This window comes from Achromobacter sp. MUI-25009338, from assembly GCF_057359325.1.
Genome location: NZ_CM170627.1, coordinates 4,742,552 through 4,765,584 on the forward strand (window position 1 = coordinate 4,742,552; position 23,033 = coordinate 4,765,584).

Genomic DNA, 23,033 nt, shown 5'->3' on the forward strand with positions numbered 1-23,033 from the left:
TCAGCCCTCGGCGACGAGCTTGGCGTCCTTGATGGTCCTGGCGTATTTCTGCTGTTCCTGCCGCATGAAATCGGCGAAGCGCTGCGCGCTGCCGCCGCCTTCTTCCGCGCCGATCTGCGCCAGCTTTTCCTGCACGTCGGGCATGGCCAGCACGCGGTCGATGTCCTGGTTCATGCGCTGGACCATGGGGCCCGGCATATTGCCCGGACCCACCATGCCGAACCAGATGCTGGCCTCGAATCCGGGATAGCCCTGCTCGGCCACGGTGGGCACGTCCGGATGGCTCTTGGAGCGGCGCTGCAGCGTCTGCGCCAGGCCGATCACCTTGCCGGACTGCAGCAGCGGCGTCGCGGTGGTCATGCCTTCGAAGCAGTACTGCACGTGGCCGCCCATCAGGTCGTTCATCAGCGGCGCGGAGCCCTTGTAGGGCACGTGCAGCACGTCGATGCCGGCGCGCGCCTTGAAGATCTCCAGCGCCAGGTGCTGGGCCGAGCCGCTGCCGGCCGAACCGAACACGATCTTGCCCGGCTGGGCGCGGCACAGCGCGACCAGTTCGGGCAGCGTCCTGGCCGGCTGCGAGGCGCCGCCGATCAGGATGGTGGGCGTCTTGCCCACCAGCGCGATGGGCGAGAAATCGCGCTCGACCGAATAGGCCAGCTTGGGCTGCAGCCCGGGCGCGATGCCGTGGCTGTTGACGTGCGCCATCATCAGCGTATTGCCGTCATTGGGCTGGCGGGCCACCTGCTCGGCGGCGATGACGCCGGCCGCGCCCGCGCGGTTTTCGACGATGACGGGCAGGTTCCACAGCACGCCCAGCTTCTGGCCCAGCAGGCGCGCCAGCACGTCGGTGCCGCCGCCGGCGGGAAACCCCACCACGATTTTCACCGGCCCCGACGGCATGTCCTGCGCCCGCGCCATCGCCGGCAGCATCAGCGCCGCGCCCAGCGCCGCGGCGCCGCTCATGAATTGCCTACGTTGCATTGCTGTCTCCTCGCGCGCCGGTCTTGCCGCCGGCGACTGATAGTCATGCGGCGCCGCGGGTCGCGACGCCGCCCGCGGCGCTCAGCGGCCGACGCGGGTCCACTTGCCGTAGCGCTCCACCATGCGCTCATCGAAGCCGAAGCCCAGGCCGGGCTCCTGGTGCAGGATCACGCGGCCGTTCTTGTGGCTCAATTGGCGGTCGACCAGCTTGCGGAAGTTCAGCACCTGGTCGTCCCAGAAGAATTCGACGTAGCGCGCGTTCGGCGTGGCGGCCACCAGCGGCGCGTGTACGTCGTGGAACCAGTGCGGGCAGACCACCACGCCGTAGCTGGCGGCGGTGGCGGCGATGCGCTTCCATTCGGTGATGCCGCCGCACACGGCGGCGTCGGTCTGGAGGATGCCCGCCGCGCCCTTGTCCAGCAGCTCCTTGTGATACCAGCGGCCGTAGCCGATTTCGGCGGTGGCGATGGGCAGGCGCGTCAGCCGCGCCAGCTTGGCGTGGCTATCGATGTCATCGGGGCCGAACGGCTCCTCGATGAAGTAGGGATCGTATTGCTCGAAGCGGCGGATGTACTGCATGGCCTGGGTCACGTCCTGCCAGGCGTTGTTGCAGTCCATCATCAGTTCGACGTCCGGCCCCACGGCTTCGCGCGCGGCCTTCAGGCGCGCCTCTTCCTCGGCCGGCGACAGGCGGCCGGTCTTCATCTTGACCGCGCGGAATCCCTTGTCCACGTAGCTGGCCATTTCCTCGCCCAGGTGCTGCGGCGTCTTGCCGTCGAGGTAGTAGCCGCCGCTGGCGTATGCCGGCACCGACTCCAGCTCGACCGCGCCCAGGTAGCGGTGCAGCGGCAGGCCGGCGGCCTTGGCGTTGAGGTCCCACAGCGCGATGTCCAGCGCGCTGAGCGCGCGCATCACCGTGCCCTGGCGCCCCTGCAGCAGCGCCTCCTGGTACATGGCCTGCCACAGCCCCTCGACGGCATGGGAATCCTTGCCCAGCAGCACCGGCGCGAGCAGGCTCTGCACCGCCGCCTCGAAAATGGCGCCGCCGGCGCTGCCCACGTAGCAGAAGCCTATGCCTTCGACGCCGTCGGAAGAGCGGACCTTCACCAGGCCATAGTGCCGCGACGACACGGTGCGGTTGGAAAACGAGGTGACTTTGTCCAGGGGCACCGCGGCGGCGCAGACGTCTATGGATTCGATGATGGGCACAACAGGCTCCTTTGGGGGGCTGAGAGGTTCGGCTGGCGCCGCCAGCGCGACGCCCTGCACGTATTCTTGCCGTGGCCAAAGAAAACAACAATTATCGTCACCCATCTTTAGAATATGGAAAAACCATCTTCCGCAGGGCTGCCGCCGCCATGGACTCGCGTTTTCTGCAAACCTACGTGCACGTCGTGGAACTCGGTTCCATCGCCCAGGCCGCGCGCCACCAGGGCCTGACGCCGGCCACCGTGCAGCAGCGGCTGCGGGCGCTCGAGGCCGACATGGGCAGTGCGCTCATCGCGCGCTCGGGCCGCACCGTCAAGCCCACGCCGGCCGGCTTGCGCATCCTCGAACGCGCCCGCGCCATCCTGCGCGACGTGCGCGACCTGCGCTCGGCGGCCTCGGACACCGAACTGCCCGCCGGCCCGCTCAGGCTGGGGGCCACGCCCACGGCGCTGACCGGCATCATGCCGCCGGTGCTGCGAACCTGGGTGGCGCGGCATCCGCAGATCGAGATCTACATAGAACCCGCCCCCACCACCCTGCTCTACAGCAAGGTGCTGTCCGGCGAACTGGACGGCGCGCTGCTGGTGCACCCCCTGTTTTCCATTCCCAAGACCTGCGCGTGGCGCGACCTGCGGCGCGAGCCGCTAGTGCTGGTGACCCCGGCCGGCATGAAAGTGCGCGACCCGCTGGCCGTGCTCGCGCGCGAGCCGTACATCCGCTACGACCGCAGCGTGGTGGGCGGCAAGATGGCCGAGGATTATCTGCGCGCGCGCAATCTGCGCCCGCACGTGCGCTTCGAGCTCGATGGCATCGATTCCATCGCGAGGCTGGTGTCGGAAGGGCTGGGCGTCGCGCTGCTGCCGGACTGGGCCAGCACGGGCGCGCCGGCCGCCGACGTCAGGCGCTGGCCGCTGCCGGCGCCCTGCCCGCTGCGCACCGTGGGCGCGATCTGGCCGCGCGCGGGCGTGCGTTCGGCCTTGATGCAGGCCTTCGTGGAACTGACCGAAACGCAGCTCGGGCTGGCCCGGGACTAGGCGTCGCGGCCGTCGCGCGCCACGACTGCGCCGCGCGACACCACCAGCCGGCGCGGCGCGCGCTGCGCCACGGCTTCGGCCACGCAGCTGGCGTCGACCAGCACCAGGTCGGCGCGCGCGCCCGGCGCCAGGCCGTAATCGGCGAAGCCGCAGGCGCGGGCCGCGGCGGCGGTCACGCAATCGAAGGCCCATTCGACCTCGTCGTCGCGGCGCAGGTCGTTGCGCAGCCCGATCAGCATGGCGCGCGCCAGCATGTCGGGACTGCCGTAAGGGGTCCAGGTGTCGCGGATGCCGTCATTGCCGCCGAAAAGCGTCACGCCGGCGTCGCGGCAGGCGCGCAGCGAAGGTACCGGACGCGAAGGCGGCGCGGTGGTCAGCAGCGCCACGTCCAGCGCGGCGAGCCGGCCCAGCAGGCCCTCGAGGCGCTTCGCGTCCACGCCGCCCAGGCAGAATGCGTGGCTGATGACGACCTTGCCGTTCATGCCCAGCGCCTGGGTGCGGTCCAGGATCAGTTCCAGCGTGAACGCGCCCAGTTCGCCCGGTTCGTGCAGATGGATGTCCACGGGCTTGCCATGCTTGTCGGCCAGGCCGAACAGCACGTCCAGCGAACGCGCGGGATCGCGGTCGATGGCCGAAGGGTCCAGTCCGCCCAGCACGTCGGCCCCGTTCGCCAGCGCCCGGTCCAGCAGCTCGGCGGTGCCGGGCCGCACCAGCAGGCCCGACTGGGGAAAAGCCACGGTCTGGATCTCGACGCGGTCGGCCAGTTCCTGGCGCGTGGCATGCACGCCGTCCAGGTGGCGCAGCCCGGCATCGGTATCGACGTCGACGTGGGTGCGGATGCGGGTCGCGCCTTCGCGCAGGAACGCCAGCGCCAGCGCGCGCGCATGGCTGGCGGCGTCATGGCCGGTGCTGGCGCGCCATTGCCGTTCGTTGTGGATGCGGTCGGTCAGCGCAGGCCCGACCTGGTTCACGTACCAGGGCGAGCCCCAGGTGGTCTTGTCCAGATGGGTATGGCCTTCGATCAGGCCGGGCAGCAGCAAGGCGCCGCCGCCGTCTTCCAAGGCCATGCCGGGCTCGGCTTCCAGCGCCGGGCCGATTTTCCGGATGCGCCCGCCGCGCACCAGCACATCCACCGGATCGCGACCGGCCCGGACGTTTTTCAATAAGAGGTCGGTCATGGAGGACGGCGCGCCGGCGGCTCAGACTTGAGGCGGTTCGATCCAGAAAAAGCGTTCGCCCTGGCGCACCATATCGGCCACGCCTTCGGCGCCGATACGGTAATCCGTGCCCATCAGCGTGGCGCCGCCATCCTCATGAATACGGATGATGGCCAGCGGGTCGTTCGCCATGGTGTACCAGTAGTAACCCGGCTTGAGATCGTGCAGGTCTGTGTTCATGCTTCGAGTATACAAACTTCCTCGCAACGTATTCAAAATGACACACATCCCTTGCGAGCCCCTGACATGATGACCACTAGGCGGCATACTGCAAGATGCCAGGCTCGGACCGCGCTCTCGCATGCGCCGGCTGGGCAAATGCCGCTGTGGCGCATGCCTTGATCGTGAGAGGAACCGCGAGTGTATGAAAAGGCAATCTCTTCAATTCAGCGAACCGCTTAAACAGGCTGTATTGAACGGCGATAAAGTACAGAGCCGGCGTATCTTGAAACCGCAGCCTACCAAACCGACTACCGTCTGGTATGCCGACGCGTCGGATTCCGGAAGATGGGTGGCCATGGGGCCGTCCGTGGATAATCCCGCCGAGCTGCGGAAAACTTCCAGCTGGGTCCGATGTCCGTACGGAAAATCGGGCGAAAGCATTCTCCTGACCGACGAGGCCGGCAATCCGTTCACGTCGGCCGTGATCGTGGGCGTGCGCATCCAGCGGCTGCAAAACCTGTCCGACGCCGACGCCCGGGCCGAAGGCATCCCGGCGCTCTACCAATCCTCGTCGCTATTGCCCGGGGTGCCGCTGCAGACCGCCTTCGCCCTGACCTGGTGCGAACGCTACGGCGCCCACGCCTGGGCCGCCAATCCCTGGGTCTGGGTGGTCGAATTCCGCTGCCAGCAGGCCTGACGGCCCCGGCAATGGCGCATTCCTGCAACACCCGCGCGTGAAATCGCCCGCCGATCGTGACCGCCTGTAACCGTGGCGCCCCACTACACCGCATTCCAGCCGATTTCAATCGATTTCATCATCCGTTTCACCATAGCGGGCGACGGCTGCTGCAGGGCAGCAAGGCGGGGAACGCGGGTTGGGGGACGGTTGCGGATTGTCGCGATTGAGGCCGGCTCGCTTACCAATGGCCGGCGAAAAAGCCGGAAAATAGGCTCAACGAATACTCAACTTTGCTGCGTCATGCAGCAGGCAGGTGCAACATGAAAAAATGGCTTATCGCTGGTGCCGGTGCTGCGGGTCTGCTGATCTCGAGCGCCGCCTTGGCCCGGGTGGACGTGGGCATTTCCATCGGCGTGCCCGGGGTGGTTTTCCCGGCGCCGGTCTACGTGGCGCCCCAGCCGGTGTACGTGCCGCCGCCGCCCCCGGTCTATTACCGTCCGGCGCCCGTGTACGTCGCGCCTCCGGTAGTCTATCCGGCGCCGGTCTATTATCGCGGCGGCCGCTACTACGACCGCGGCGGTTACTATCGCCACGGCGGCTACAAGCATCACCATCGCGGCCGCGGACACGACCGCGACTGATCGGACGCCAGCGCCGGAAATACCAAGGCCACTCTCGCGAGTGGCCTTTTTTTGCCGCGGAAATAGCCGCGGCGTTCGGGGCATGTCCGGTGCCCCCGGGGAACTGCCTTCAGGCCGCCGGGGCCTGCGCGGGTTTGGCCACCAGCGCGGGCGGCTGCTGCGGCGCCTGGCCGGTTTTGCCGTCGGCCCAGCGGGGCGATTCCTGGACGAGGTCGATCCATCGGCGCGGCGTACTCGACGCCCGCCACCAGCCATTATGCGGACGCATGAGCAAACTCCGGTTCACCGTTGAAACGCACGCCATTGATGCCCTGGAACAACTGCTGGCTCTGCTGCTCGGCCTCTTGCAGGTTGGCGAAAGGCGCCTGCCCCGGGACCGTCCAGCATTTTTCCGGCGCAGTGCCGCCGATGCGGCGAGTCCATATCTGCACGCGGTAGCCCTGTTCGTCTTCACGGGCCACGGAGCATCTCACACGAAAATCTCCAATCATTCTTGAAGTCATGGACAACTCCTTTTTATTTAAGTGAATGAAGCGTGTCGAACACATTGCGTATTGTGCCTCAACTATCCGGCCCTTTTATTGCAATACACAACTGTTCACATCAAAATCAGCCACCAGCGCCGCCAGGTTAATGTCCAGCGGCGACAGGAATATGTCCACATAATAAAAAAAAACGGAGCCCGCAGACTCCGCCTTTTTATCCTCCAAACGGTGGATGGACCTAAGGTTTCAAGACCGTCAGGCCGCCCATATAAGGCTGCAGGGCCTCGGGCACCAGCACGCTGCCGTCGGCCTGCTGGCAGTTTTCCAGCACCGCCACCAGCGTACGGCCCACCGCCAGGCCGGAACCGTTGAGCGTGTGCACGTATTCCGGCTTGCCCTGGGCGTTGCGGAAACGCGCCTGCATGCGGCGGGCCTGGAAGGTCTCGCAATTGGAGACCGAGGAAATCTCGCGCCAGGTGTTCTGGGCCGGCAGCCACACTTCCAGGTCGTAGGTCTTGGCCGCGCCGAAGCCCATGTCGCCGGTGCACAGCAGCATCACGCGGTACGGCAGGCCCAGCAGCTGCAGCACGCGCTCGGCGTGGCCGACCATCTCTTCGAGCGCCTCGTACGATTGGTCCGGATGCGTGATCTGCACCATTTCGACCTTGTCGAACTGGTGCTGGCGGATCATGCCGCGCGTATCGCGCCCGCCGCTGCCGGCTTCGGAACGGAAGCACGGCGTGTGGGCGGTGAGCTTGAGCGGCAGGTCGGCCGCGGCCTGGATGGTATCCCGCGCCACGCTGGTCAGCGTGATTTCGGAAGTGGAGATCAGGTACTGGTCTTCGCGCACATAGGGCTTGCCCTGTTCATCCTGTTTCGGATCGTCGTCGCCGCCGCCCTTGGACACGGCGAACATGTCGTCCTTGAACTTGGGCAGCTGGCCCGTGCCGTAAAGCGTCGAGGCGTTGACGATGTACGGCGTGTAGCACTCGGTGTAGCCGTGCGTGCCCGTTTGCAGGTCCAGCATGAACTGCGCCAGCGCGCGGTGCAGGCGCGCGATGGGGCCGCGCATGAACGAAAAACGGGCGCCCGACAGCTTGGCGGCCGTGTCGAAATCCAGCCCCAGCGGCCCGCCCACGGCGACGTGGTCGCGCGCCTCGAACGGCAGGGCCGGCGGATTGCCATCGGCGCCGGCCGGGCCGGGCAGCCAGCGCCGCACCTCGACGTTGTCGTCGGCCGACTCGCCTTGCGGCACGCTGGCGTGCGGCAGGTTGGGCACCGACATCAGCAGATCGTTGAGCGGCTGCTGCAGCGCGGCCAGTTCTTCTTCCAGCTGCTTCAGGCGCACCGGCACGGCCTGCGACTCGGCCATGACGGCGCTGGCGTCCTCGCCCTTGGCCTTGAGCTGGCCGATCTGCTTGGCCAGCGCGTTGCGGCGGGCTTGCAGGGATTCGGTTTCGGTCTGGACGGCCTTGCGGCGGGATTCCAGGTCGTTGAACCGTTCCGTGTCGAAGGACACGCCGCGGGTCTTGAGGCGGTCTACGACGGTTTGCAGGTCTTTGCGCAGCAGTATCGGGTCTAGCATGGTTTGGTCGGTGAGGTTGCGAGAGACAACGGGCGCGGCCCGTTAGCGTTTCCTGGCACGTTCCTGCGCGTCCAGCTCACGCAGGAATGCCAGCTTTTGCTGGATTTTAGCCTCCAGGCCGCGATCGGTCGGCCGATAGAAGGAGGGATTCAGTCCATCCGGGAAATATTGCTCGGCGGCGGCGTAGCCGTGGGGCTCGTCGTGCGCGTAGCGGTAGGCCTTGCCATGGCCCAGCTGCTTCATCAGCTTGGTGGGCGCGTTGCGCAGGTGGATGGGCACCGGCGCGCTGCCGTGCTCGGCGGCGAACTTGCGCGCCTGGTTGTAGGCGTTGTAGACGGCGTTGGACTTGGCCGCGCAGGCCATGTAGACCACCGCCTGCGCCAGCGCCAGCTCGCCTTCCGGCGAGCCCAGCCGCTCGTAGATGTCGGCGCCGTTGACGGCCAGGTCGGTGGCGCGCGGATCGGCCAGGCCGATGTCTTCGACCGCCATGCGCACCAGGCGGCGGGCCAGGTATTTCGGATCGGCGCCGCCGTCGATCATGCGGCAGAACCAGTACAGCGCGGCGTCCGGATTGGAGCCGCGCACCGATTTGTGCAGGGCGCTGATCTGGTCGTAGAACGCGTCACCGCCCTTGTCGAAGCGGCGCAGGTTCTGCGACAGCGAAATCTCCAGCCAGGCCGCGTCCACGCTGTCGCGGCCGGCCGACTGGGCGGATTCCGCCACCACTTCCACCGCGCTGATCAGGCGGCGCGCGTCGCCATCGGCCCAGGCCGCCAGCTGTTCGCGCGCGTCGGGCTCGATGCGGATGGTCTCGCCGGGCTCGCGGCCGTCGTTCAGCGCCTGCTCGGCGCGGTCGACCAGCAGTTGCAGTTCTTCGGCCGTCAGCGATTGCAGCACGTAGACGCGGGCGCGCGACAGCAGCGCCGAGTTGACCTCGAACGAGGGATTTTCCGTGGTGGCGCCGATGAAGGTGAACAGCCCGCTTTCCACATAGGGCAGGAAGGCGTCCTGCTGCGACTTGTTGAAGCGGTGCACCTCGTCGACGAACAGGATGGTGCGGCGGCCCTGGCCCTGCGCCACCTGCGCGACCGTGACCGCGTCGCGGATGTCCTTGACGCCGCCCAGCACCGCCGAGATGGCGATGAACTGCGCGTCGAAACCGTCGGCCATGAGGCGCGCCAGCGTGGTCTTGCCCACGCCGGGCGGCCCCCAGAAGATCATGGAGTGCGGGCGGCCGGATTCGAAAGCCACGCGCAGCGGCTTGTCCGGACCCAGCAGGTGCGACTGCCCCACCACGTCGGACAGGGTGCGCGGGCGCAGCCGTTCGGCCAGGGGCACATAGGGCCGATGCGCGGGATCGGCCGCAAAGAGATCATTGCTCATTGGCAGCAGATGGGGGGAGAAAGCGAATAATCAATCCAGCATTACACCATGCCGCGCCCTAGGCCAACTGCGGCGGCGCGAAGCGGCGGTTGGCCAGCGCCGGCAGCACCTTGCGCGCGTGCGCCAGGCGCTCGGGATCGATGTCGGCGTACACCAGCGCCGGCGCCTCGCCCGCGCGCGCCGTCACCACGCCCAGCGGGTCCACCACCATGCTGCAGCCGATGTTGCGCTCGCCGCATTCGCCGGTGGCGGCCACGTAGCAGGTGTTCTCCAGCGCGCGCGCCGTGACCAGCACTTCCCAGTGCTTTTCCTTCAAGGGGCCGCGCACCCAGGCGGCCGGCAGGACCAGCAGGTCGGCGCCGTCCAGCGCCAGGCGGCGCGCCAATTCGGGAAAGCGCACGTCGTAGCAGGTCATCAGGCCGACGCGCAGCCCGCCTATGTCGAGCAGGGGCGGGATCTCATCGCCGGCGGTGACGTTGGTGGATTCCTTCATGGTGAAGGCGTCGTACAGATGCAGCTTGCGGTACTGCGACAGGATGCGGCCGTCCTGCAGGGTGACCAGCGTATTCCAGACCCGCCCTTCTCCGGTCGGGACGTGCACGCACATCATGGTCGCCAGCGGCGATCCGCGGCTGGCCTCCAGCAGCTTGCCGATGAAGGGGCCGTCCAGCGGCTGCGCGGCCTTCAGGACGATCTGCGGATCGGTGATGTCGCGCGCCAGCACGCCCTCGGGCAGCACCAGCAGCCCGGCCCCGCCGGCGCGGGCGCGTTCCATCAGGTCGATGCAGACCTGCGCGTTTTCTTCCCAGACGCGGCTGACGGCGAACTGGCCCAAAGCGACTTTCAGCATGACGTTTCCTTTTCCTGAGACCGAGCGTTCGTTCCATTGTCGCGCCGCCGCGCACTACGGGAAACTCCTAGCTGCCGCTTGTAAATTTCTTTCAGGATAATGAAAAAAATCCGATTTGACGGTAAATATTTTCCAGGAAGCCGCCATGACGCCCTCCTCCTCCCCCGCCCCGCTGGACCCGAACGGCAAAGGCCTGGGCGCCTTCCCCGAATCCTGTGACGCCGCCGGCGTGGCCGGGCTGCAATGGAATCTGCTGCGCGAGGACGTCAGCCTGCCGGTGGCCGTGCTGTACGAATCGCGGGTGCGGCACAACCTGCAATGGATGCAGCGCTTCATGGAGGCCTACAAGGTCAAGCTGGCGCCGCACGGCAAGACCACCATGAGTCCGGCCTTGTTCCAGCGCCAGATCGACGGCGGCGCCTGGGGCATCACGCTGGCCACGGCGCCGCAGACGCTGGCCGCCTACCGCCACGGCATCCGCCGCGTGCTGATGGCCAACCAGCTGGTGGGCCGCGCCAACATGGCCATCATCGCGCGGCTCCTGCGCGATCCGTCCTTCACCTACTTCTGCATCGTGGACTCGCCCGCCAACGCCGCCCAGCTGGGCGCCTATTTCGGCGAGCAGGGCCTGGTGCTGCCGGTGCTGATCGAGCTGGGCCCGGCCGGCGGGCGCACCGGCGTGCGCGACGAGGCGCAGCTGCAGGCCGTGGCCGACGAGATCGCGCGCTGGCCCGGCCTGGCGCTGGCCGGCATCGAGGTCTACGAAGGCGTGCTGCAGGAAGAAAGCGCCATCCGCGCCTTCCTGCGCCGCGCCACCGGCGCGCTCGGCGAACTGGCGGCCGCCGGCCGGCTGCGCAGGAACGGTCCCGCCCTGATCTCGGGCGCGGGCTCGGCCTGGTTCGACGTGGTGGCCGAGGAATTCTCGCAGGTCGATATCGGCGCGCCGCTGGAAATCGTGCTGCGCCCCGGCTGCTACCTGTCGCACGACGTGGGCATCTACCGCTCGGCGGCCGAGCGCATCAACGCCAACAATCCGGTGGCCCGCGGCATGGAACCCGGCCTGCAGCCGGCGCTGCAGGTCTGGGCCTATGTGCAATCGCTGCCCGAACCGGGCCGCGCCATCGTCGCGCTGGGCAAGCGCGACGCCGCCTTCGACGCCGGCCTGCCCACGCCCGCCCAGCGCTACCGCCCCGGCGCGCAGGCCCCGGACGCCGCGCCCGCGCACTGGAAGCTGACCGCCATGATGGACCAGCACGCTTTCATGCAGATCGGCGCGGACGACGACATCCAGGTCGGCGACATGATCGCCTTCGACATATCCCACCCCTGCCTGACTTTCGACAAGTGGCGCCAGGTGCTGCTGGTCGACGAACACTACGGCGTCATCGACGTGGCCGCGACTTTCTTCTGACCTCCCGCCCCCCTCGCGGGGCAATCCCGATCCGCACGCGACATCCTGTTTTCTACCCTCTGGAGAGAGCATCATGAACTTCCGCACCTCCCCGCGAGGCGGCAGGCTCAATAGCCTGCTGCTGGCCGGCGCAATTGGTTTGACCGCATTGTCGTCCCCCGCCCTGAGTGCCGCGCCGGTCAAGGGAGGCACGATCTCGGTGGCCACCGTCGGCGAGCCGCCGACGCTGGACCCGATGACCAGCACGGCCGACCTGGTGGGCATCCTGACGCAGCATTTCTTCGAAACGCTGTACACCTTCGACGCCAAATGGAACCTGACGCCGCTGCTGGCCGACAAGATGCCCGAGGTGTCGCCCGACGGGCTGGTCTACACCATTCCCCTGCGCCAGGGCATCACTTTCCATGACGGCTCCAGGATGGATTCGGCCGACGTGACGGCCTCGCTCAAGCGCTGGACCGAAACCGCCACGCGCGGCAAGATGGCCGCCAAGATCATCAGCGCCATCGAGGCGCCGGACGCCAACACCGTCCGCATCACGCTCAAGCAGCCCTATGCGCCGCTGACCGCGCTGCTGGCGATGAACAACAGCGCCGCCATCATCATGCCCAAGGGCAAGATCGCGCCCGCCCTGACCGAGTTCGTCGGCACCGGCCCCTATCAGCTGAAGGCGCGCGTGCCCGACCAGTACATCCAGCTGGTCCGCTTCGAAGGCTACAAGCAGCGCGATGGCGAGCCCGACGGCTACGGCGGCGCGCGCAAGCAATACCTGGACGAAATCCGCTTCGTGCCGGTCAGCAACGCCAATACCCGCGTCGAAAGCGCGGTGGCCGGCCAGTTCGACTACGTCGACGCCCTGCCGGTGGAGTCGCTGCCCAAGCTCAAGAACGGCCGTTCCGATCCGGTCATGCTCAAGCCTTTCGGCTGGCCCCGGCTGGTGCTCAACACCAAGCAGGGCATCATGTCCAATCTGGCCGTGCGCCAGGCGGTGCAGCTCGCGCTGAACGAAGAGGACATGCTGTACGCCGCGTTCGGCAACAAGGATTTCTACAAGCTCAACGGCGACCTGTATCCCGAAGGCTTCCCGTGGGCCACCTCGCTGGGCGGCAAGGTCTACAACAAGGGCGACGCCGCCGCGGCCAAGAAGCTGGTGGACGGCGCGCAGGTGCAGGACCGCAAGATCCGCATCCTGACCAGCCAGCAGTACGAGTTCCACTACAAGATGGCGCTGGTGGCCGCCGAATACCTGAAGGCCGCCGGCTTCACGGTGGACATGCAGGTGGTGGACTGGGCCACGCTGACCCAGCGCCGCCAGGACCCGGCGCTGTGGGACATCTTCATTACCCACAGCCCGTTCCTGCCCGAGCCCGCGCTGATCGACTTCCCGTCCAAGGACGCGCCGGGCTGGTGGGACACGCCGCGCCGCAACCAGGTGCTGGACGCCTTCAATCAGGCCCGCACGCAGGAAGAACGCGTCAAGCGCTGGGCCGACGTGCAGCAGGCGGTGTATGACGAGGTGCCTTTCATCAAGGTCGGCGACTTCAATGCGCAGGCCGCGCGCTCGCCGTCGCTGCAAGGGACCCGGGCCGTGCCGTGGCCGTACTTCTGGAATGCGTGGAAGGCGGCGAAGTAATGGTTTGAGGGCGCGGGGGGCATGGCGGTTCGCGCCGCCCTCCACGTCCTTCGGCGTTCCAATTTTTTCGGGGCTTTCATCGTGTTGCGCTATCTCTTGAACCGGCTGGTCGGGCTGGTGGCCGTGATGTTCATCGTCGCGACCATCGTGTTCGTGATCATCCGCATCACGCCGGGCGATCCCGCCGCGGTGATGCTGGGCCCGCAGGCCAGCCAGCAGGACATCGCCGCGCTGCGCGCGCAGCTGGGGCTGGACCAGCCCATGGCGGTGCAGTACCTGTCGTGGCTGGGCAAGCTGGCCCAGGGCGACCTGGGCCAGTCCATCTTCATGAACAAGCCGGTGCTGGCGGCGCTGGCCGACCGCGCCGAACCCACGCTGCTGCTGACGCTGCTGTCGCTGCTGATCGCCAGCGCCATCGCGCTGCCGGTGGGGATACTGTCGGCGGTCAAGCGCGGCACCACGCTGGACCAGTCGGTGCTGTCGTTCTCGATGTTCACCTCCAGCGTGCCCAGCTTCTGGCTGGGGCTGCTGCTGATGCAGTTGTTCTCGGTGAAGCTGGGCTGGCTGCCGGTGGCCGGCTACGGCGGCCCGGACGCCTCGCTCGCCACGCGCATGTCGCACCTGATCCTGCCGGCGGTGGTGCTGGGCCTGGTGAACTCGGCGCTGATCACCCGCTTCATCCGCGCCAGCATGCTGGACGTGCTGCGCGACGACTACGTGCGCACCGCGCGCGCCAAGGGCCTGCCCGAGCGCAAGGTGATCCTCAAGCACGCCGTGCGCAACGCGCTGATCCCGATCCTGACGGTGCTGGGCCTGACCACCGCCTTGCTGATCAGCGGCGCGGTCGTGACCGAGACCGTGTTCGGCCTGCCCGGCGTGGGCAGCCTGGTGGTGTCGGCGGTGCTGCGCCGCGACTACCCCGTCATCCAGGGCGCGCTGCTGATCATCGCGGCCATCTACGTCCTGATCAATCTTTTCATCGACCTGCTGTACCTGCTGGTCGATCCTCGAGTGCGTTACTGATCTGATATGGCTATCGCAACTTCCCCGAATTCCGGCGCCGACCGCTGGCAGGTGCTGCGCCTGCTGGTGGCGCGCAAGACGGTGCTGGTGAGCCTGGTCGTCATCGCCGTGCTGGTGGCCGCGGCGCTGCTGGCGCCGTGGGTCAGCCCCTACGATCCGTTCAAGCTGTCCATCATGAACCGGCTGAAGGCGCCGGGCGCGGCGCACTGGTTCGGCACCGACGATTTCGGCCGCGACGTGTTCAGCCGCGTCATCTACGGCGGCCGGCTGTCGCTGATGGTGGGCTTTTCCGTGGTGATCGTCTCCAGCATCCTGGGCATCGCGCTGGGCCTGGCCGCCGGTTTCTTCCGTTCGGCCGACAAGTTCGTCTCGCGGCTGATCGACGCCATGATGGCCTTTCCCGACATCCTGCTGGCGATCTCGCTGGTGGCCGCGCTCGGCCCCTCGCTGATCAACGTGGTGATCGCGCTGGGCATCGTCTATACGCCGCGCCTGGCCCGCATCGTGCGCGCCTCGACGCTGGTGATCCGCGAGCTGCCTTTCGTGGAAGCGGCGCGCGCGCTGGGCGTGCCGACCTGGCGCATCGTCACGGTGCACGTGCTGCGTAACCTGGTCTCGCCGCTGCTGGTGCAGGGCACTTTCATTTTCGCCTACGCCATCCTGGCCGAAGCCGGGCTGTCGTTTCTCGGCGTGGGCGTATCGCCCGACATTCCGACCTGGGGCACCATGATCAACGCCGGCCAGCAGTACATGGGCTCGGCCGACTGGATCATGATCTTCCCCGGCATCGCCATCGTGCTGTCCGTGCTGTCGCTGCAACTGGTGGGCGACGGGCTGCGCGACGTCCTCGATCCGCGCCTGCGCAAGGAGCTGTAATCATGACCGCAAGCACCCGAGACATCGTGCTTTCCGTGGAAGGCCTGCAGACCTGGTTCCACAGCCGCGACGGCGTCGCCAAGTCGGTCGACGGCGTGACCTTCGACCTGGCCCGCGGCGAGACGCTGGCCATCGTCGGCGAGTCGGGCTCCGGCAAGTCCGTGACCAGTCTTTCCATCATGGGCCTGTTGCCCAAGCCGGCCGGCCGCATCGAAGGCGGGCGCATCCTGTTTCGCGACCGCCAGGGCGCGCAGCACGATCTGGCCCGCGCTTCGGCGGCGACGCTGCGCCGCATCCGCGGCGCGGAGATCGCGATGATCTTCCAGGAGCCCATGACCAGCCTGAATCCGCTGTACACGGTGGGCGACCAGATCGCCGAAGCCGTGCTGCAGCATGAAGGCGGCTCGTACGCCGCGGCGCTCAAGCGCGCCCGCGAAATGCTGGAGCGCGTCGAAATCCCGGCCGCCGACCGGCGCGTCAAGGAGTATCCGCACCAGATGTCGGGCGGCATGCGCCAGCGCGTGATGATCGCGCTGGCCCTGGCCTGCAATCCGGCGGTGCTGATCGCCGACGAGCCCACCACCGCGCTGGACGTGACCGTGCAGGCGCAGATCCTGGACCTTCTGCGCCGGCTGCAGGCCGAGATGAACATGAGCATCCTGTTCATCACGCACAACCTGGGCGTGGTGGCCGAGATCGCGCATCGCGTGGCCGTGATGTACGCGGGCCGCGTGGTCGAGGACGCGGACGTCTACGACCTGTTCGAAAAGCCCAGCCACCCCTACACCCGCGGTCTGCTGTCCTGCATTCCCACCGCCGCGCTGCTGGCCTCGGGCGAGCGCCTGCGCGCCATTCCCGGCAACGTGCCCAGCGTGCTGTCGCTGCCGCCGGGCTGCACGTTCGCGCCGCGCTGCCCGCTGGCCGCCGACGACTGTCTGGCGGCCGTGCCCGAACTCGTGCCGGTGCAGAACGACCACCGCGCGCGCTGCATCAAGGTGAACCCGATATGACGAACCGACCGGCTCCCGTACGCGCCGAAGCGCCGCTGGTGCAGATCCAGGACCTGAAGGTCCATTTCCCCACGTCGCAGGCGCGCCACGCGCCCATGGTGCGCGCGGTCGACGGCGTCAGCTTCGACGTGCCGCGCAACACCATCGTCGGCCTGGTCGGCGAATCCGGCTCGGGCAAGACCACCACGGGCCGCGCGCTGCTGCGCCTGTTCGCCCCCACCGCCGGCCGCATCCTGTTCGACGGCGAGGACATCACCACGCTTTCCGAAAAACAGATGCTGCCGTGGCGCCGCCGCATGCAGATCGTGTTCCAGGACCCGTACGCCAGCCTCAATCCGCGCATGACCGTGGCCGAGATCCTGGGCGAGGCGCTGGACACCCACAAGCTGGCGCAGCACCGCCGCGCCGCCCGCATCGGCGAACTGCTGGAGCGCGTGGGGCTGAACGCCGACCACGCCCGCCGCTATCCGCACGAGTTCTCCGGCGGCCAGCGCCAGCGCATCGGCATCGCCCGCGCGCTGGCGGTGGAGCCGGACTTCATCGTGGCCGACGAGCCGGTCTCGGCCCTGGACGTGTCGGTGCAGGCGCAGGTGCTGAACCTGCTGCAGGACCTGCAGCGCGACCTGGGCCTGACCATGCTGTTCGTGGCCCATGACCTGGCGGTGGTGGACTACCTGTGCGACGAGGTCGTGGTGATGTACCTGGGCCGCGTGATGGAGCGCGGCCCGACCCGCGAGGTCTACGCCAGCCCCCGCCATCCCTACACCCGCGCGCTGCTGTCGGCCGCGCCCGTGCCCGATCCGCGCGCCCCGCGTTCGCGTATCCTGCTCAAGGGCGACATTCCCAGCCCGGTCGATCCGCCCTCCGGCTGCGTGTTCCGCACGCGCTGCCCGCACGCGATCGAGGCCTGCGCGACGACCGCCGTCCAGACGATCAACGTGGGCCCCGGCCATTACGCGGCCTGTTCGCGCCTCGACGATCCCGAGCTGGCCCGGTAAACCAGGAATCTCCATGAACATCATCCGCGACATCGTCTTCCAGATACGCAGCCGGCGCGACGCACTGAGCGTGACCGAGCGCAAGGTGGCCGACGCCATCCTGGACGACATCATCTGGAGCGCCAGCGCCACCGTCGACCAGCTGGCGGCCAAGGCCGGCGTCAGCATCGCCACCATCTCGCGCTTCGCCCGCACCGTCGGCTGCGACGATACGCGCGACCTGAAGATGAAGCTGGCCCAGGCCAGCACGGTCGGCAGCCGCTTCCTGGACCCGAGCGCGCCGGCCGAGGAAAGCACGTTCTACGCGCGCATCTACGGCGACATCGAAAGCACGCTGCGCGCCCATCTGCCGGTCTTCACCGAGCCGCTGTTCGAGGCCGCCGCCGCCAGGCTGGACGGCGCGCGCATGATCTACGTATTCGGCATGGGCGGCGCCTCGGCCATGCTGGCGCAGGAAGTGCAATCGCGCCTGGTGCGGCTGGGCTATCCCATCGCGGTCTACAGCGACGCCGTGCTGCTGCGCATGGTGGCGGCCACGCTGGACGAGCGCGACGCGGTGCTGGTGCTGTCGGCTTCCGGCCTGACGCCGGAAATCGTGGGCGCGGCCCGCATCGTCAAGCAGTACCGCGCGCGCCTGGTGGCCATCACGGACGCCACCTCCGAGCTGGCCGCGCTGGCCGACGTGGTGCTGCCGATCCGCACCGACGAAACCGATTTCATCTACAAGCCCTCGGCCTCGCGCTACGCCATGATGCTGGCCATCGACCTGCTCTCGACCGAGCTGGCCATGCTGAACCAGGAAGAAAACCGCGAACGCCTGCGCCGCATCAAGCTGGTGCTGGACGAACACCGGGGTGGCCCCAACCGCCTGCCGCTGGGCGATTGAACGGAAACACGAGATGTACGACACCCTCATCGGCAATGTGCAGGTCCTGGACGGCACCGGCGGCGCCGCCTACCGGGCCAGCGTGGCCCTGGACGGCGGACGCATCGCCGCCATCGGCGACTTGCCCGGCGCGCAGGCGCGCCAGCGCATCGACGGCGCCGGCCTGGCGCTGGCGCCCGGCTTCATCGACGTGCACACGCACGACGACACCAACGTCATCCGCACGCCCGGCATGCTGCCCAAGCTGTCGCAGGGCGTGACCACCGTGGTGGTGGGCAACTGCGGCATCAGCGCCTCGCCCGTGACCCTGCGCGGCGAACCGCCGGACCCGATGAACCTGCTGGGCGGGCGCGAAGACTTCAGCTACCCCAGCTTCGCCGACTACACCCGCGCCATCGAGGCCGCCGGCCCCGCCGTCAACGTGGCGGCGCTGGTGGGCCATACCGCCCTGCGCAGCAACCACATGGACCGGCTCGACCGGCCCGCCACGCATGCCGAAATCCTGGCGATGCGCGCGCAATTGCGCGAGGCGCTGGCCCACGGCGCCATCGGCCTGAGCACCGGCCTGGCCTACGCTTCCGCCTTCGAGGCCGACACCGACGAAGTCAAGCTGCTGGCCGAGGCGCTGGACGAATTCGGCGCGCTCTACACCACCCACCTGCGCTCGGAATTCGCCACCATCCTGGAAGCCATGCAGGAGGCCTACGACATCGCGCGCCATGCGCGCGTGCCGGTGGTGGTGTCGCACCTGAAATGCGCCGGCGCCGGCAACTGGGGCCGCACGCGCGAAGTGCTGTCCTCGCTGGAGAACGCGGGACGGCTGCAGCACGTGGGCTGCGACTGCTATCCCTATTCGGCCAGCTCGTCCACGCTGGATCTGAAGCAGGTCACCGACGAGTTCGACATCGACATCACCTGGTCCGTGCCGCATCCCGAGCAGGCCCGCCGCAAGCTGGCCGCCATCGCCGCCGACTGGGGCGTGAGCCTGCTGGAGGCGGCCGCGCGGCTGCAGCCGGCCGGCGCCGTCTACCACAACATGCACGAGGACGACGTGCGCCGCGTGCTGTCGCACCGGCTCACCATGGTGGGATCGGACGGCCTGCCCAACGATCCCATGCCGCACCCGCGGCTGTGGGGCGCGTTTCCGCGCGTGCTGGGCCACTACAGCCGCGACGTGGGCCTGTTTCCGCTGGCCGAGGCGGTGCACAAGATGACCGGCCTGTCGGCGGCGCGCTTCGGCCTGGCCGAACGCGGCCTGCTGCGCGAGGGCTATCATGCCGATCTGGTGCTGTTCGATCCGGCCACGGTCATCGACCGCGCCACCTTCGACGCTCCGGTGCAGACCGCCGCCGGCATCGAGGCGGTGTGGGTCAACGGCGCGCTGTCGTACCGCCACGGCCAGCCCACCGGCGAGCGCGCCGGCCGCTGGCTGCCGCGCAACGGCGACCTGCGCAGGAATTTCGTTTAACCGCGCATCATCATTCCAAGGAGAAAGCCATGAGCAACGCTTCCACCGCCGACGACAACGGCATCAAGCGCTACGGAGTCGCCGGCGGCACCGGCCAGGGCGGCTCGCACATGCCGTTCGCCCGCGCGGTCGAGGCCGACGGCTGGCTGTACGTGTCCGGCCAGGTGCCGATGGAGCACGGCGAAGTCATCGAAGGCGGCATCGTCGCCCAGAGCCGCAAGGCCATCGAACAGGTGCTGGGCATCCTGCACGAAGCGGGCTACGGGCGCGAGCACGTGGTGCGCTGCGGCGTATGGCTGGACGACGCGCGCGACTTCGCCTCGTTCAACAAGGTGTTCAGGGAGTACTTCGGCGACCATCCGCCGGCCCGCGCCTGCGTGCAGTCGTCGCTGGTAGTCGACGCCAAGGTCGAGGTGGATTGCGTGGCGTACAAGCGCGCCGGCTGACGAAAGGTCGTGGGTCGTGGGGCGCCGCGCGCCGCTCACATCTTCACGACATCGACACCCTTCGGGGCGACGAATTCGAATTCCTTGGCGGAAAGCTGGGGATTGGCGGAAATGTTGGACAGGTCCACGCGCGTGGTCTGGCCGAAGGAATCCAGCAGTTCGACGCGCACCGGCAGGTTGTTCTTCATGCCGATATCCACGCGCGAGAACCCCGCGTCCGCGGTGCGCGGCTTGGCGCGCAGCCAGTCGACGCCGTCCTTGGACGGCAGCGCCGAGACGTCGAACGACTGTTCGAGCGAGCCCGAGCCGAACAGGATGGCCGCCGGCGAGGTGCCGATGGCGGCGTCGACCTTGCGCTCGGTCACCTGGGCCAGGTCGGGATCGAACTGCGACACCTTGCGGCCGTCGGACACCACCAGCTGCTCATAGGGCTTTTGCACGGCCCACTTGAACTTGCCGGGGCGCTGGAACGAGAACACGCCGGTCTGGGCCGGCTGCGTGCGGCCCTGGTTGTTCACGGTGTATTGCGAGAACGAACCGGTGGCGGACGAGACCGTGGCCACGAAGGCGCGCAGCTGTTCCTGCGCGCTGGCGGCCAGCGCCACGGCGGGCGCCAGGGTCAGGGCCGCCACGGCGGCCAGTCGGCGTAACGTCTTCATCAGGCTTCCTCACGGGCGGCCGCCGCGGGAACCAGGATCTCGCGATTGCCGTTGGATTGCATCGCCGACACCATACCCGATTGCTCCATCTGCTCCAGTAACCGCGCCGCACGGTTGTAACCAATCCGCAGGTGGCGCTGCACCAGCGAGATCGAGGCGCGGCGGTGCTTGAGCACCACTTCGCAGGCCTGGTCGTACATCGGATCGGATTCGGCGTCGCCGCCAATGCCGGTGACGCTGCTGGCGCCTTCGCCGTCGCCGTCCAGGCCGCCTTCGAGCAGGCCTTCGATGTAGTTGGGCTCGCCCTGCGACTTCAGGCTTTCGACCACGCGGTGGACTTCATCGTCGTTCACGAAGGCGCCGTGCACCCGCACCGGCAGGCCGGTGCCCGGCGGCATGTAGAGCATGTCGCCCTGGCCCAGCAGGGTTTCGGCACCCATCTGGTCGAGAATGGTGCGCGAGTCGATCTTGGACGAGACCTGAAAGGCGATGCGCGTGGGAATGTTGGCCTTGATCAGGCCGGTGATGACGTCCACGCTGGGGCGCTGGGTGGCCAGGATCAGGTGGATGCCGGCCGCGCGCGCCTTCTGCGCCAGGCGCGCGATCAGCTCTTCGATTTTCTTGCCCACGACCATCATCAGGTCGGCCAGCTCGTCGATGACCACCACGATGGTGGGCAGCGGCGACAGCGGCTCGGGCGCGTCCGGCGTCAGCGAGAACGGATTCGGGATCGGTTCCTCGCGCTTGATGGCTTCACGGATCTTGGTGTTGTAGCCCGCCAGGTTGCGCACGCCCATCTTGCTCATCAGGCGGTAGCGCTTTTCCATCTCGCCCACGCACCAGTTCAGCGCGTTCGACGCCTGGCGCATGTCGGTGACCACCGGCGCCAGCAGGTGCGGGATGCCTTCGTAGACGCTCATTTCGAGCATCTTCGGGTCGATCAGGATCAGCCGGGTGTGGGAGGCGTCGGCCTTGTACAGCAACGACAGGATCATGGCGTTGATCCCCACCGACTTGCCCGAACCGGTGGTGCCCGCCACCAGCAGGTGCGGCATCTTGGCCAGGTCGGCCACCACCGGGTTGCCGGCGATGTCCTTGCCCAGCGCCATCGTCACGACGGAATGGCTGGCGTGGTAGGTCTGCGACCCCAGGATCTCGGACAGGCGCACCATCTGGCGGCGCGGGTTCGGCAGTTCCAGGCCCATCAGGTTCTTGCCGGGGATGGTTTCCACCACGCGGATGCTGACCAGGCTCAGCGCGCGCGCCAGGTCCTTGGCCAGGTTGACGATCTGGCTGCCCTTGACGCCGGTGGCCGGTTCGATTTCGTAGCGCGTGATGACCGGGCCGGCCTGCGCCGCCACCACCGTGACGGACACGCCGAAGTCGGCCAGCTTCTTTTCGATCAGGCGCGAGGTGAATTCGATGGTTTCGGCCGACACGGTTTCCTGGTTGGCCAGCGGCGGGTCCAGCAGGCTGATGGCCGGCAGGTCGCCCTCGGCGCCGCCCGACGGGGCGAAGAACAGCGACTGCTGCTTTTCCTTTTCGACCCGTTCGGACTTGGGCACCACGGTGATGGCGGGCTCGATGCGCACCGGCTGCTCGTGGACCAGTTTTTCCTGCTTGGCCACCACCTGCTCGGTGCGCACGGCCTTGGCGACCTCGCCGACCTTGCGGTCCTGGCGCGCGGTGTAGGAATCGCGCACGCGGCGCAGCAGGCCTTCCAGCCAGGAACCCACGCGCTCGGCGACCGACAGCCACGAGAACGAGAAGAACAGGCTCAGGCCGATCGCCAGCATGACCAGGAAGGCCAGCGTGCTGCCGGTGAAGCCGATGCTGCGGCCGATCAGGTCGGCCAGGGTCTGGCCGATGACGCCGCCGGCGCCGCTGGCGTTTTCGGACGCCCCCGGCAGGCGCGTGCCGTGGCTGGCCAGGCGCAGGGCCTCCATGCCCAGCGAGCCGACCAGCAGCAGGAAGAATCCGATGCCCTCTTCCCAGTGGACGCGGGGCAGCACTTCCGGCTGCTTACCGTTCGTTACCTTGAGATGGCTGGCCAGGCGGCGGTAGCCCGCGCGCACGCGGTGCAGCAGCAACACCACCCACCACCAGGCGGAAAAACCGAACAGATAAAGCAGGATGTCGGCCAGATAGGCGCCCAGCGTGCCGCCACGGTTGTGGATGGCGCCGGCGGGGACGGAATGCGACCAGCCAGGATCGGACGGACTCCAGGTGGCGAGCACCAGGGTGAGCCAGGCCGCCAGGGCGGCGAACAGAATCCATCGGGCTTCGCGCAGCAACGCGGACAGACGCGTCTGCAGGGGCGAAGGCCCGTTACGGGTATTGCGCGAAGCGCGCGGAGAAGCAGTCGAGATACGCGGCATGCGGCTCATTATAATTGGG

The 23,033-nt window shown here is 67.9% G+C and carries 23 protein-coding genes; 12 read left to right on the forward strand and 11 right to left on the reverse strand.

The window, feature by feature from the left end; all coding sequences use genetic code 11:
- On the reverse strand, positions 1 to 981 hold the full coding sequence (locus AC1IQ6_RS22395; protein WP_102774247.1) for a Bug family tripartite tricarboxylate transporter substrate binding protein: 981 nt from the start codon (positions 979 to 981) through the stop codon (positions 1 to 3).
- 81 nt (positions 982 to 1,062) lie between these two features.
- The gene (locus tag AC1IQ6_RS22400) at positions 1,063 to 2,190 is read right to left on the reverse strand and encodes a mandelate racemase/muconate lactonizing enzyme family protein (protein ID WP_111826491.1); all 1,128 of its coding nucleotides are present in this window, start codon (positions 2,188 to 2,190) and stop codon (positions 1,063 to 1,065) included.
- A 149-nt stretch (positions 2,191 to 2,339) separates the two neighbouring features.
- On the opposite strand from AC1IQ6_RS22400, the gene AC1IQ6_RS22405 reads away from it, so the two are divergent.
- The gene (locus AC1IQ6_RS22405; protein ID WP_485865323.1) at positions 2,340 to 3,224 is read left to right on the forward strand and encodes a LysR family transcriptional regulator; all 885 of its coding nucleotides are present in this window, start codon (positions 2,340 to 2,342) and stop codon (positions 3,222 to 3,224) included.
- On the opposite strand, the gene AC1IQ6_RS22410 is transcribed toward AC1IQ6_RS22405, so the two are convergent.
- Positions 3,221 to 4,402 carry an amidohydrolase family protein gene (locus AC1IQ6_RS22410; RefSeq protein WP_209165095.1) on the reverse strand — a complete coding sequence of 394 codons (1,182 nt, stop codon included), beginning with the start codon at positions 4,400 to 4,402 and terminating at the stop codon, positions 3,221 to 3,223. The genes AC1IQ6_RS22405 and AC1IQ6_RS22410 overlap by 4 nt on opposite strands.
- Positions 4,403 to 4,423: 21 nt before the next feature.
- Positions 4,424 to 4,621: a hypothetical protein gene (locus AC1IQ6_RS22415; protein WP_485865324.1), complete on the reverse strand. Its 198-nt coding sequence runs from the start codon at positions 4,619 to 4,621 to the stop codon at positions 4,424 to 4,426.
- A 184-nt stretch (positions 4,622 to 4,805) separates the two neighbouring features.
- Here AC1IQ6_RS22415 and AC1IQ6_RS22420 point away from each other — a divergent pair, with 184 nt between their 5' ends.
- Entirely contained in the window at positions 4,806 to 5,300 is a 495-nt protein-coding gene (locus AC1IQ6_RS22420) for an ASCH domain-containing protein (protein WP_102774243.1), read from the forward strand.
- A gap of 302 nt (positions 5,301 to 5,602) precedes the next feature.
- Positions 5,603 to 5,923 (forward strand): virulence factor, encoded by a 321-nt coding sequence (locus AC1IQ6_RS22425; protein WP_102774242.1) that lies wholly within the window; start codon positions 5,603 to 5,605, stop codon positions 5,921 to 5,923.
- 109 nt (positions 5,924 to 6,032) lie between these two features.
- Here AC1IQ6_RS22425 and AC1IQ6_RS22430 read toward each other — a convergent pair whose 3' ends face one another.
- The 5 genes from AC1IQ6_RS22430 to AC1IQ6_RS22450 form a co-directional block, all read right to left on the reverse strand.
- Complete coding sequence (locus tag AC1IQ6_RS22430; protein ID WP_485865325.1) at positions 6,033 to 6,191, reverse strand: hypothetical protein; 159 nt, start codon at positions 6,189 to 6,191, stop codon at positions 6,033 to 6,035.
- Positions 6,178 to 6,426 (reverse strand): hypothetical protein, encoded by a 249-nt coding sequence (locus AC1IQ6_RS22435; protein ID WP_102774241.1) that lies wholly within the window; start codon positions 6,424 to 6,426, stop codon positions 6,178 to 6,180. The genes AC1IQ6_RS22430 and AC1IQ6_RS22435 overlap by 14 nt, the downstream gene beginning before the upstream one ends.
- A 220-nt stretch (positions 6,427 to 6,646) precedes the next feature.
- Positions 6,647 to 7,993, reverse strand: coding sequence for a serine--tRNA ligase (gene serS / locus AC1IQ6_RS22440; protein ID WP_485865326.1), 1,347 nt, complete (start codon positions 7,991 to 7,993; stop codon positions 6,647 to 6,649).
- A gap of 42 nt (positions 7,994 to 8,035) precedes the next feature.
- Positions 8,036 to 9,376 (reverse strand): replication-associated recombination protein A, encoded by a 1,341-nt coding sequence (locus AC1IQ6_RS22445; RefSeq protein WP_102774239.1) that lies wholly within the window; start codon positions 9,374 to 9,376, stop codon positions 8,036 to 8,038.
- A gap of 58 nt (positions 9,377 to 9,434) precedes the next feature.
- The gene (locus tag AC1IQ6_RS22450) at positions 9,435 to 10,226 is read right to left on the reverse strand and encodes a deaminated glutathione amidase (RefSeq protein ID WP_102774238.1); all 792 of its coding nucleotides are present in this window, start codon (positions 10,224 to 10,226) and stop codon (positions 9,435 to 9,437) included.
- A 145-nt stretch (positions 10,227 to 10,371) separates the two neighbouring features.
- Here AC1IQ6_RS22450 and AC1IQ6_RS22455 point away from each other — a divergent pair, with 145 nt between their 5' ends.
- The 9 genes from AC1IQ6_RS22455 (at position 10,372) to AC1IQ6_RS22495 (ending at position 19,977) form a co-directional block, all read left to right on the forward strand.
- Positions 10,372 to 11,637, forward strand: coding sequence for an amino acid deaminase (locus tag AC1IQ6_RS22455; protein WP_485865327.1), 1,266 nt, complete (start codon positions 10,372 to 10,374; stop codon positions 11,635 to 11,637).
- 73 nt (positions 11,638 to 11,710) lie between these two features.
- Positions 11,711 to 13,270, forward strand: coding sequence for an ABC transporter substrate-binding protein (locus tag AC1IQ6_RS22460; protein WP_102774237.1), 1,560 nt, complete (start codon positions 11,711 to 11,713; stop codon positions 13,268 to 13,270).
- A gap of 81 nt (positions 13,271 to 13,351) precedes the next feature.
- Positions 13,352 to 14,293, forward strand: coding sequence for an ABC transporter permease (locus tag AC1IQ6_RS22465; protein WP_111826688.1), 942 nt, complete (start codon positions 13,352 to 13,354; stop codon positions 14,291 to 14,293).
- A 6-nt stretch (positions 14,294 to 14,299) separates the two neighbouring features.
- Positions 14,300 to 15,169 (forward strand): ABC transporter permease, encoded by an 870-nt coding sequence (locus tag AC1IQ6_RS22470; RefSeq protein WP_111826488.1) that lies wholly within the window; start codon positions 14,300 to 14,302, stop codon positions 15,167 to 15,169.
- A 2-nt stretch (positions 15,170 to 15,171) separates the two neighbouring features.
- On the forward strand, positions 15,172 to 16,179 hold the full coding sequence (locus AC1IQ6_RS22475; RefSeq protein ID WP_102774235.1) for an ABC transporter ATP-binding protein: 1,008 nt from the start codon (positions 15,172 to 15,174) through the stop codon (positions 16,177 to 16,179).
- Entirely contained in the window at positions 16,176 to 17,177 is a 1,002-nt protein-coding gene (locus AC1IQ6_RS22480; protein ID WP_485865328.1) for an ABC transporter ATP-binding protein, read from the forward strand. The genes AC1IQ6_RS22475 and AC1IQ6_RS22480 overlap by 4 nt, the downstream gene beginning before the upstream one ends.
- 13 nt (positions 17,178 to 17,190) lie before the next feature.
- A complete protein-coding gene (locus tag AC1IQ6_RS22485) occupies positions 17,191 to 18,063 on the forward strand; it encodes a MurR/RpiR family transcriptional regulator (RefSeq protein ID WP_102774233.1) in 873 nt (290 codons plus the stop codon).
- A 13-nt stretch (positions 18,064 to 18,076) separates the two neighbouring features.
- Positions 18,077 to 19,531: an N-acyl-D-amino-acid deacylase family protein gene (locus tag AC1IQ6_RS22490; RefSeq protein WP_485865329.1), complete on the forward strand. Its 1,455-nt coding sequence runs from the start codon at positions 18,077 to 18,079 to the stop codon at positions 19,529 to 19,531.
- 29 nt (positions 19,532 to 19,560) lie between these two features.
- The gene (locus AC1IQ6_RS22495; RefSeq protein ID WP_102774231.1) at positions 19,561 to 19,977 is read left to right on the forward strand and encodes a RidA family protein; all 417 of its coding nucleotides are present in this window, start codon (positions 19,561 to 19,563) and stop codon (positions 19,975 to 19,977) included.
- Between the two features lie 35 nt (positions 19,978 to 20,012).
- Here the strand turns inward: AC1IQ6_RS22495 and lolA are convergent, their stop codons facing one another.
- Together lolA and AC1IQ6_RS22505 are read right to left on the reverse strand one after the other, a co-directional pair.
- Entirely contained in the window at positions 20,013 to 20,636 is a 624-nt protein-coding gene (gene lolA / locus AC1IQ6_RS22500; protein ID WP_485865330.1) for an outer membrane lipoprotein chaperone LolA, read from the reverse strand.
- Positions 20,636 to 23,014, reverse strand: coding sequence for a DNA translocase FtsK (locus tag AC1IQ6_RS22505; protein ID WP_102774229.1), 2,379 nt, complete (start codon positions 23,012 to 23,014; stop codon positions 20,636 to 20,638). The genes lolA and AC1IQ6_RS22505 overlap by 1 nt, the downstream gene beginning before the upstream one ends.
- Positions 23,015 to 23,033: the final 19 nt, after the last annotated feature.

What these genes read in the sequence shown, in the direction of transcription:
- AC1IQ6_RS22395 (WP_102774247.1), bottom strand. Translation starts at nt 981, where the DNA reads ATGCAACGTAGGCAATTCATGAGCGGCGCCGCGGCGCTGGGCGCGGCG.
- AC1IQ6_RS22405 (WP_485865323.1), top strand. Translation starts at nt 2,340, where the DNA reads ATGGACTCGCGTTTTCTGCAAACCTACGTGCACGTCGTGGAACTCGGT.
- AC1IQ6_RS22410 (WP_209165095.1), bottom strand. Translation starts at nt 4,402, where the DNA reads ATGACCGACCTCTTATTGAAAAACGTCCGGGCCGGTCGCGATCCGGTG.
- AC1IQ6_RS22415 (WP_485865324.1), bottom strand. Translation starts at nt 4,621, where the DNA reads ATGAACACAGACCTGCACGATCTCAAGCCGGGTTACTACTGGTACACC.
- AC1IQ6_RS22420 (WP_102774243.1), top strand. Translation starts at nt 4,806, where the DNA reads ATGAAAAGGCAATCTCTTCAATTCAGCGAACCGCTTAAACAGGCTGTA.
- AC1IQ6_RS22425 (WP_102774242.1), top strand. Translation starts at nt 5,603, where the DNA reads ATGAAAAAATGGCTTATCGCTGGTGCCGGTGCTGCGGGTCTGCTGATC.
- AC1IQ6_RS22430 (WP_485865325.1), bottom strand. Translation starts at nt 6,191, where the DNA reads ATGCGTCCGCATAATGGCTGGTGGCGGGCGTCGAGTACGCCGCGCCGA.
- AC1IQ6_RS22435 (WP_102774241.1), bottom strand. Translation starts at nt 6,426, where the DNA reads ATGACTTCAAGAATGATTGGAGATTTTCGTGTGAGATGCTCCGTGGCC.
- serS (WP_485865326.1), bottom strand. Translation starts at nt 7,993, where the DNA reads ATGCTAGACCCGATACTGCTGCGCAAAGACCTGCAAACCGTCGTAGAC.
- AC1IQ6_RS22445 (WP_102774239.1), bottom strand. Translation starts at nt 9,376, where the DNA reads ATGAGCAATGATCTCTTTGCGGCCGATCCCGCGCATCGGCCCTATGTG.
- AC1IQ6_RS22450 (WP_102774238.1), bottom strand. Translation starts at nt 10,226, where the DNA reads ATGCTGAAAGTCGCTTTGGGCCAGTTCGCCGTCAGCCGCGTCTGGGAA.
- AC1IQ6_RS22455 (WP_485865327.1), top strand. Translation starts at nt 10,372, where the DNA reads ATGACGCCCTCCTCCTCCCCCGCCCCGCTGGACCCGAACGGCAAAGGC.
- AC1IQ6_RS22460 (WP_102774237.1), top strand. Translation starts at nt 11,711, where the DNA reads ATGAACTTCCGCACCTCCCCGCGAGGCGGCAGGCTCAATAGCCTGCTG.
- AC1IQ6_RS22470 (WP_111826488.1), top strand. Translation starts at nt 14,300, where the DNA reads ATGGCTATCGCAACTTCCCCGAATTCCGGCGCCGACCGCTGGCAGGTG.
- AC1IQ6_RS22475 (WP_102774235.1), top strand. Translation starts at nt 15,172, where the DNA reads ATGACCGCAAGCACCCGAGACATCGTGCTTTCCGTGGAAGGCCTGCAG.
- AC1IQ6_RS22480 (WP_485865328.1), top strand. Translation starts at nt 16,176, where the DNA reads ATGACGAACCGACCGGCTCCCGTACGCGCCGAAGCGCCGCTGGTGCAG.
- AC1IQ6_RS22485 (WP_102774233.1), top strand. Translation starts at nt 17,191, where the DNA reads ATGAACATCATCCGCGACATCGTCTTCCAGATACGCAGCCGGCGCGAC.
- AC1IQ6_RS22490 (WP_485865329.1), top strand. Translation starts at nt 18,077, where the DNA reads ATGTACGACACCCTCATCGGCAATGTGCAGGTCCTGGACGGCACCGGC.
- AC1IQ6_RS22495 (WP_102774231.1), top strand. Translation starts at nt 19,561, where the DNA reads ATGAGCAACGCTTCCACCGCCGACGACAACGGCATCAAGCGCTACGGA.
- lolA (WP_485865330.1), bottom strand. Translation starts at nt 20,636, where the DNA reads ATGAAGACGTTACGCCGACTGGCCGCCGTGGCGGCCCTGACCCTGGCG.
- AC1IQ6_RS22505 (WP_102774229.1), bottom strand. Translation starts at nt 23,014, where the DNA reads ATGCCGCGTATCTCGACTGCTTCTCCGCGCGCTTCGCGCAATACCCGT.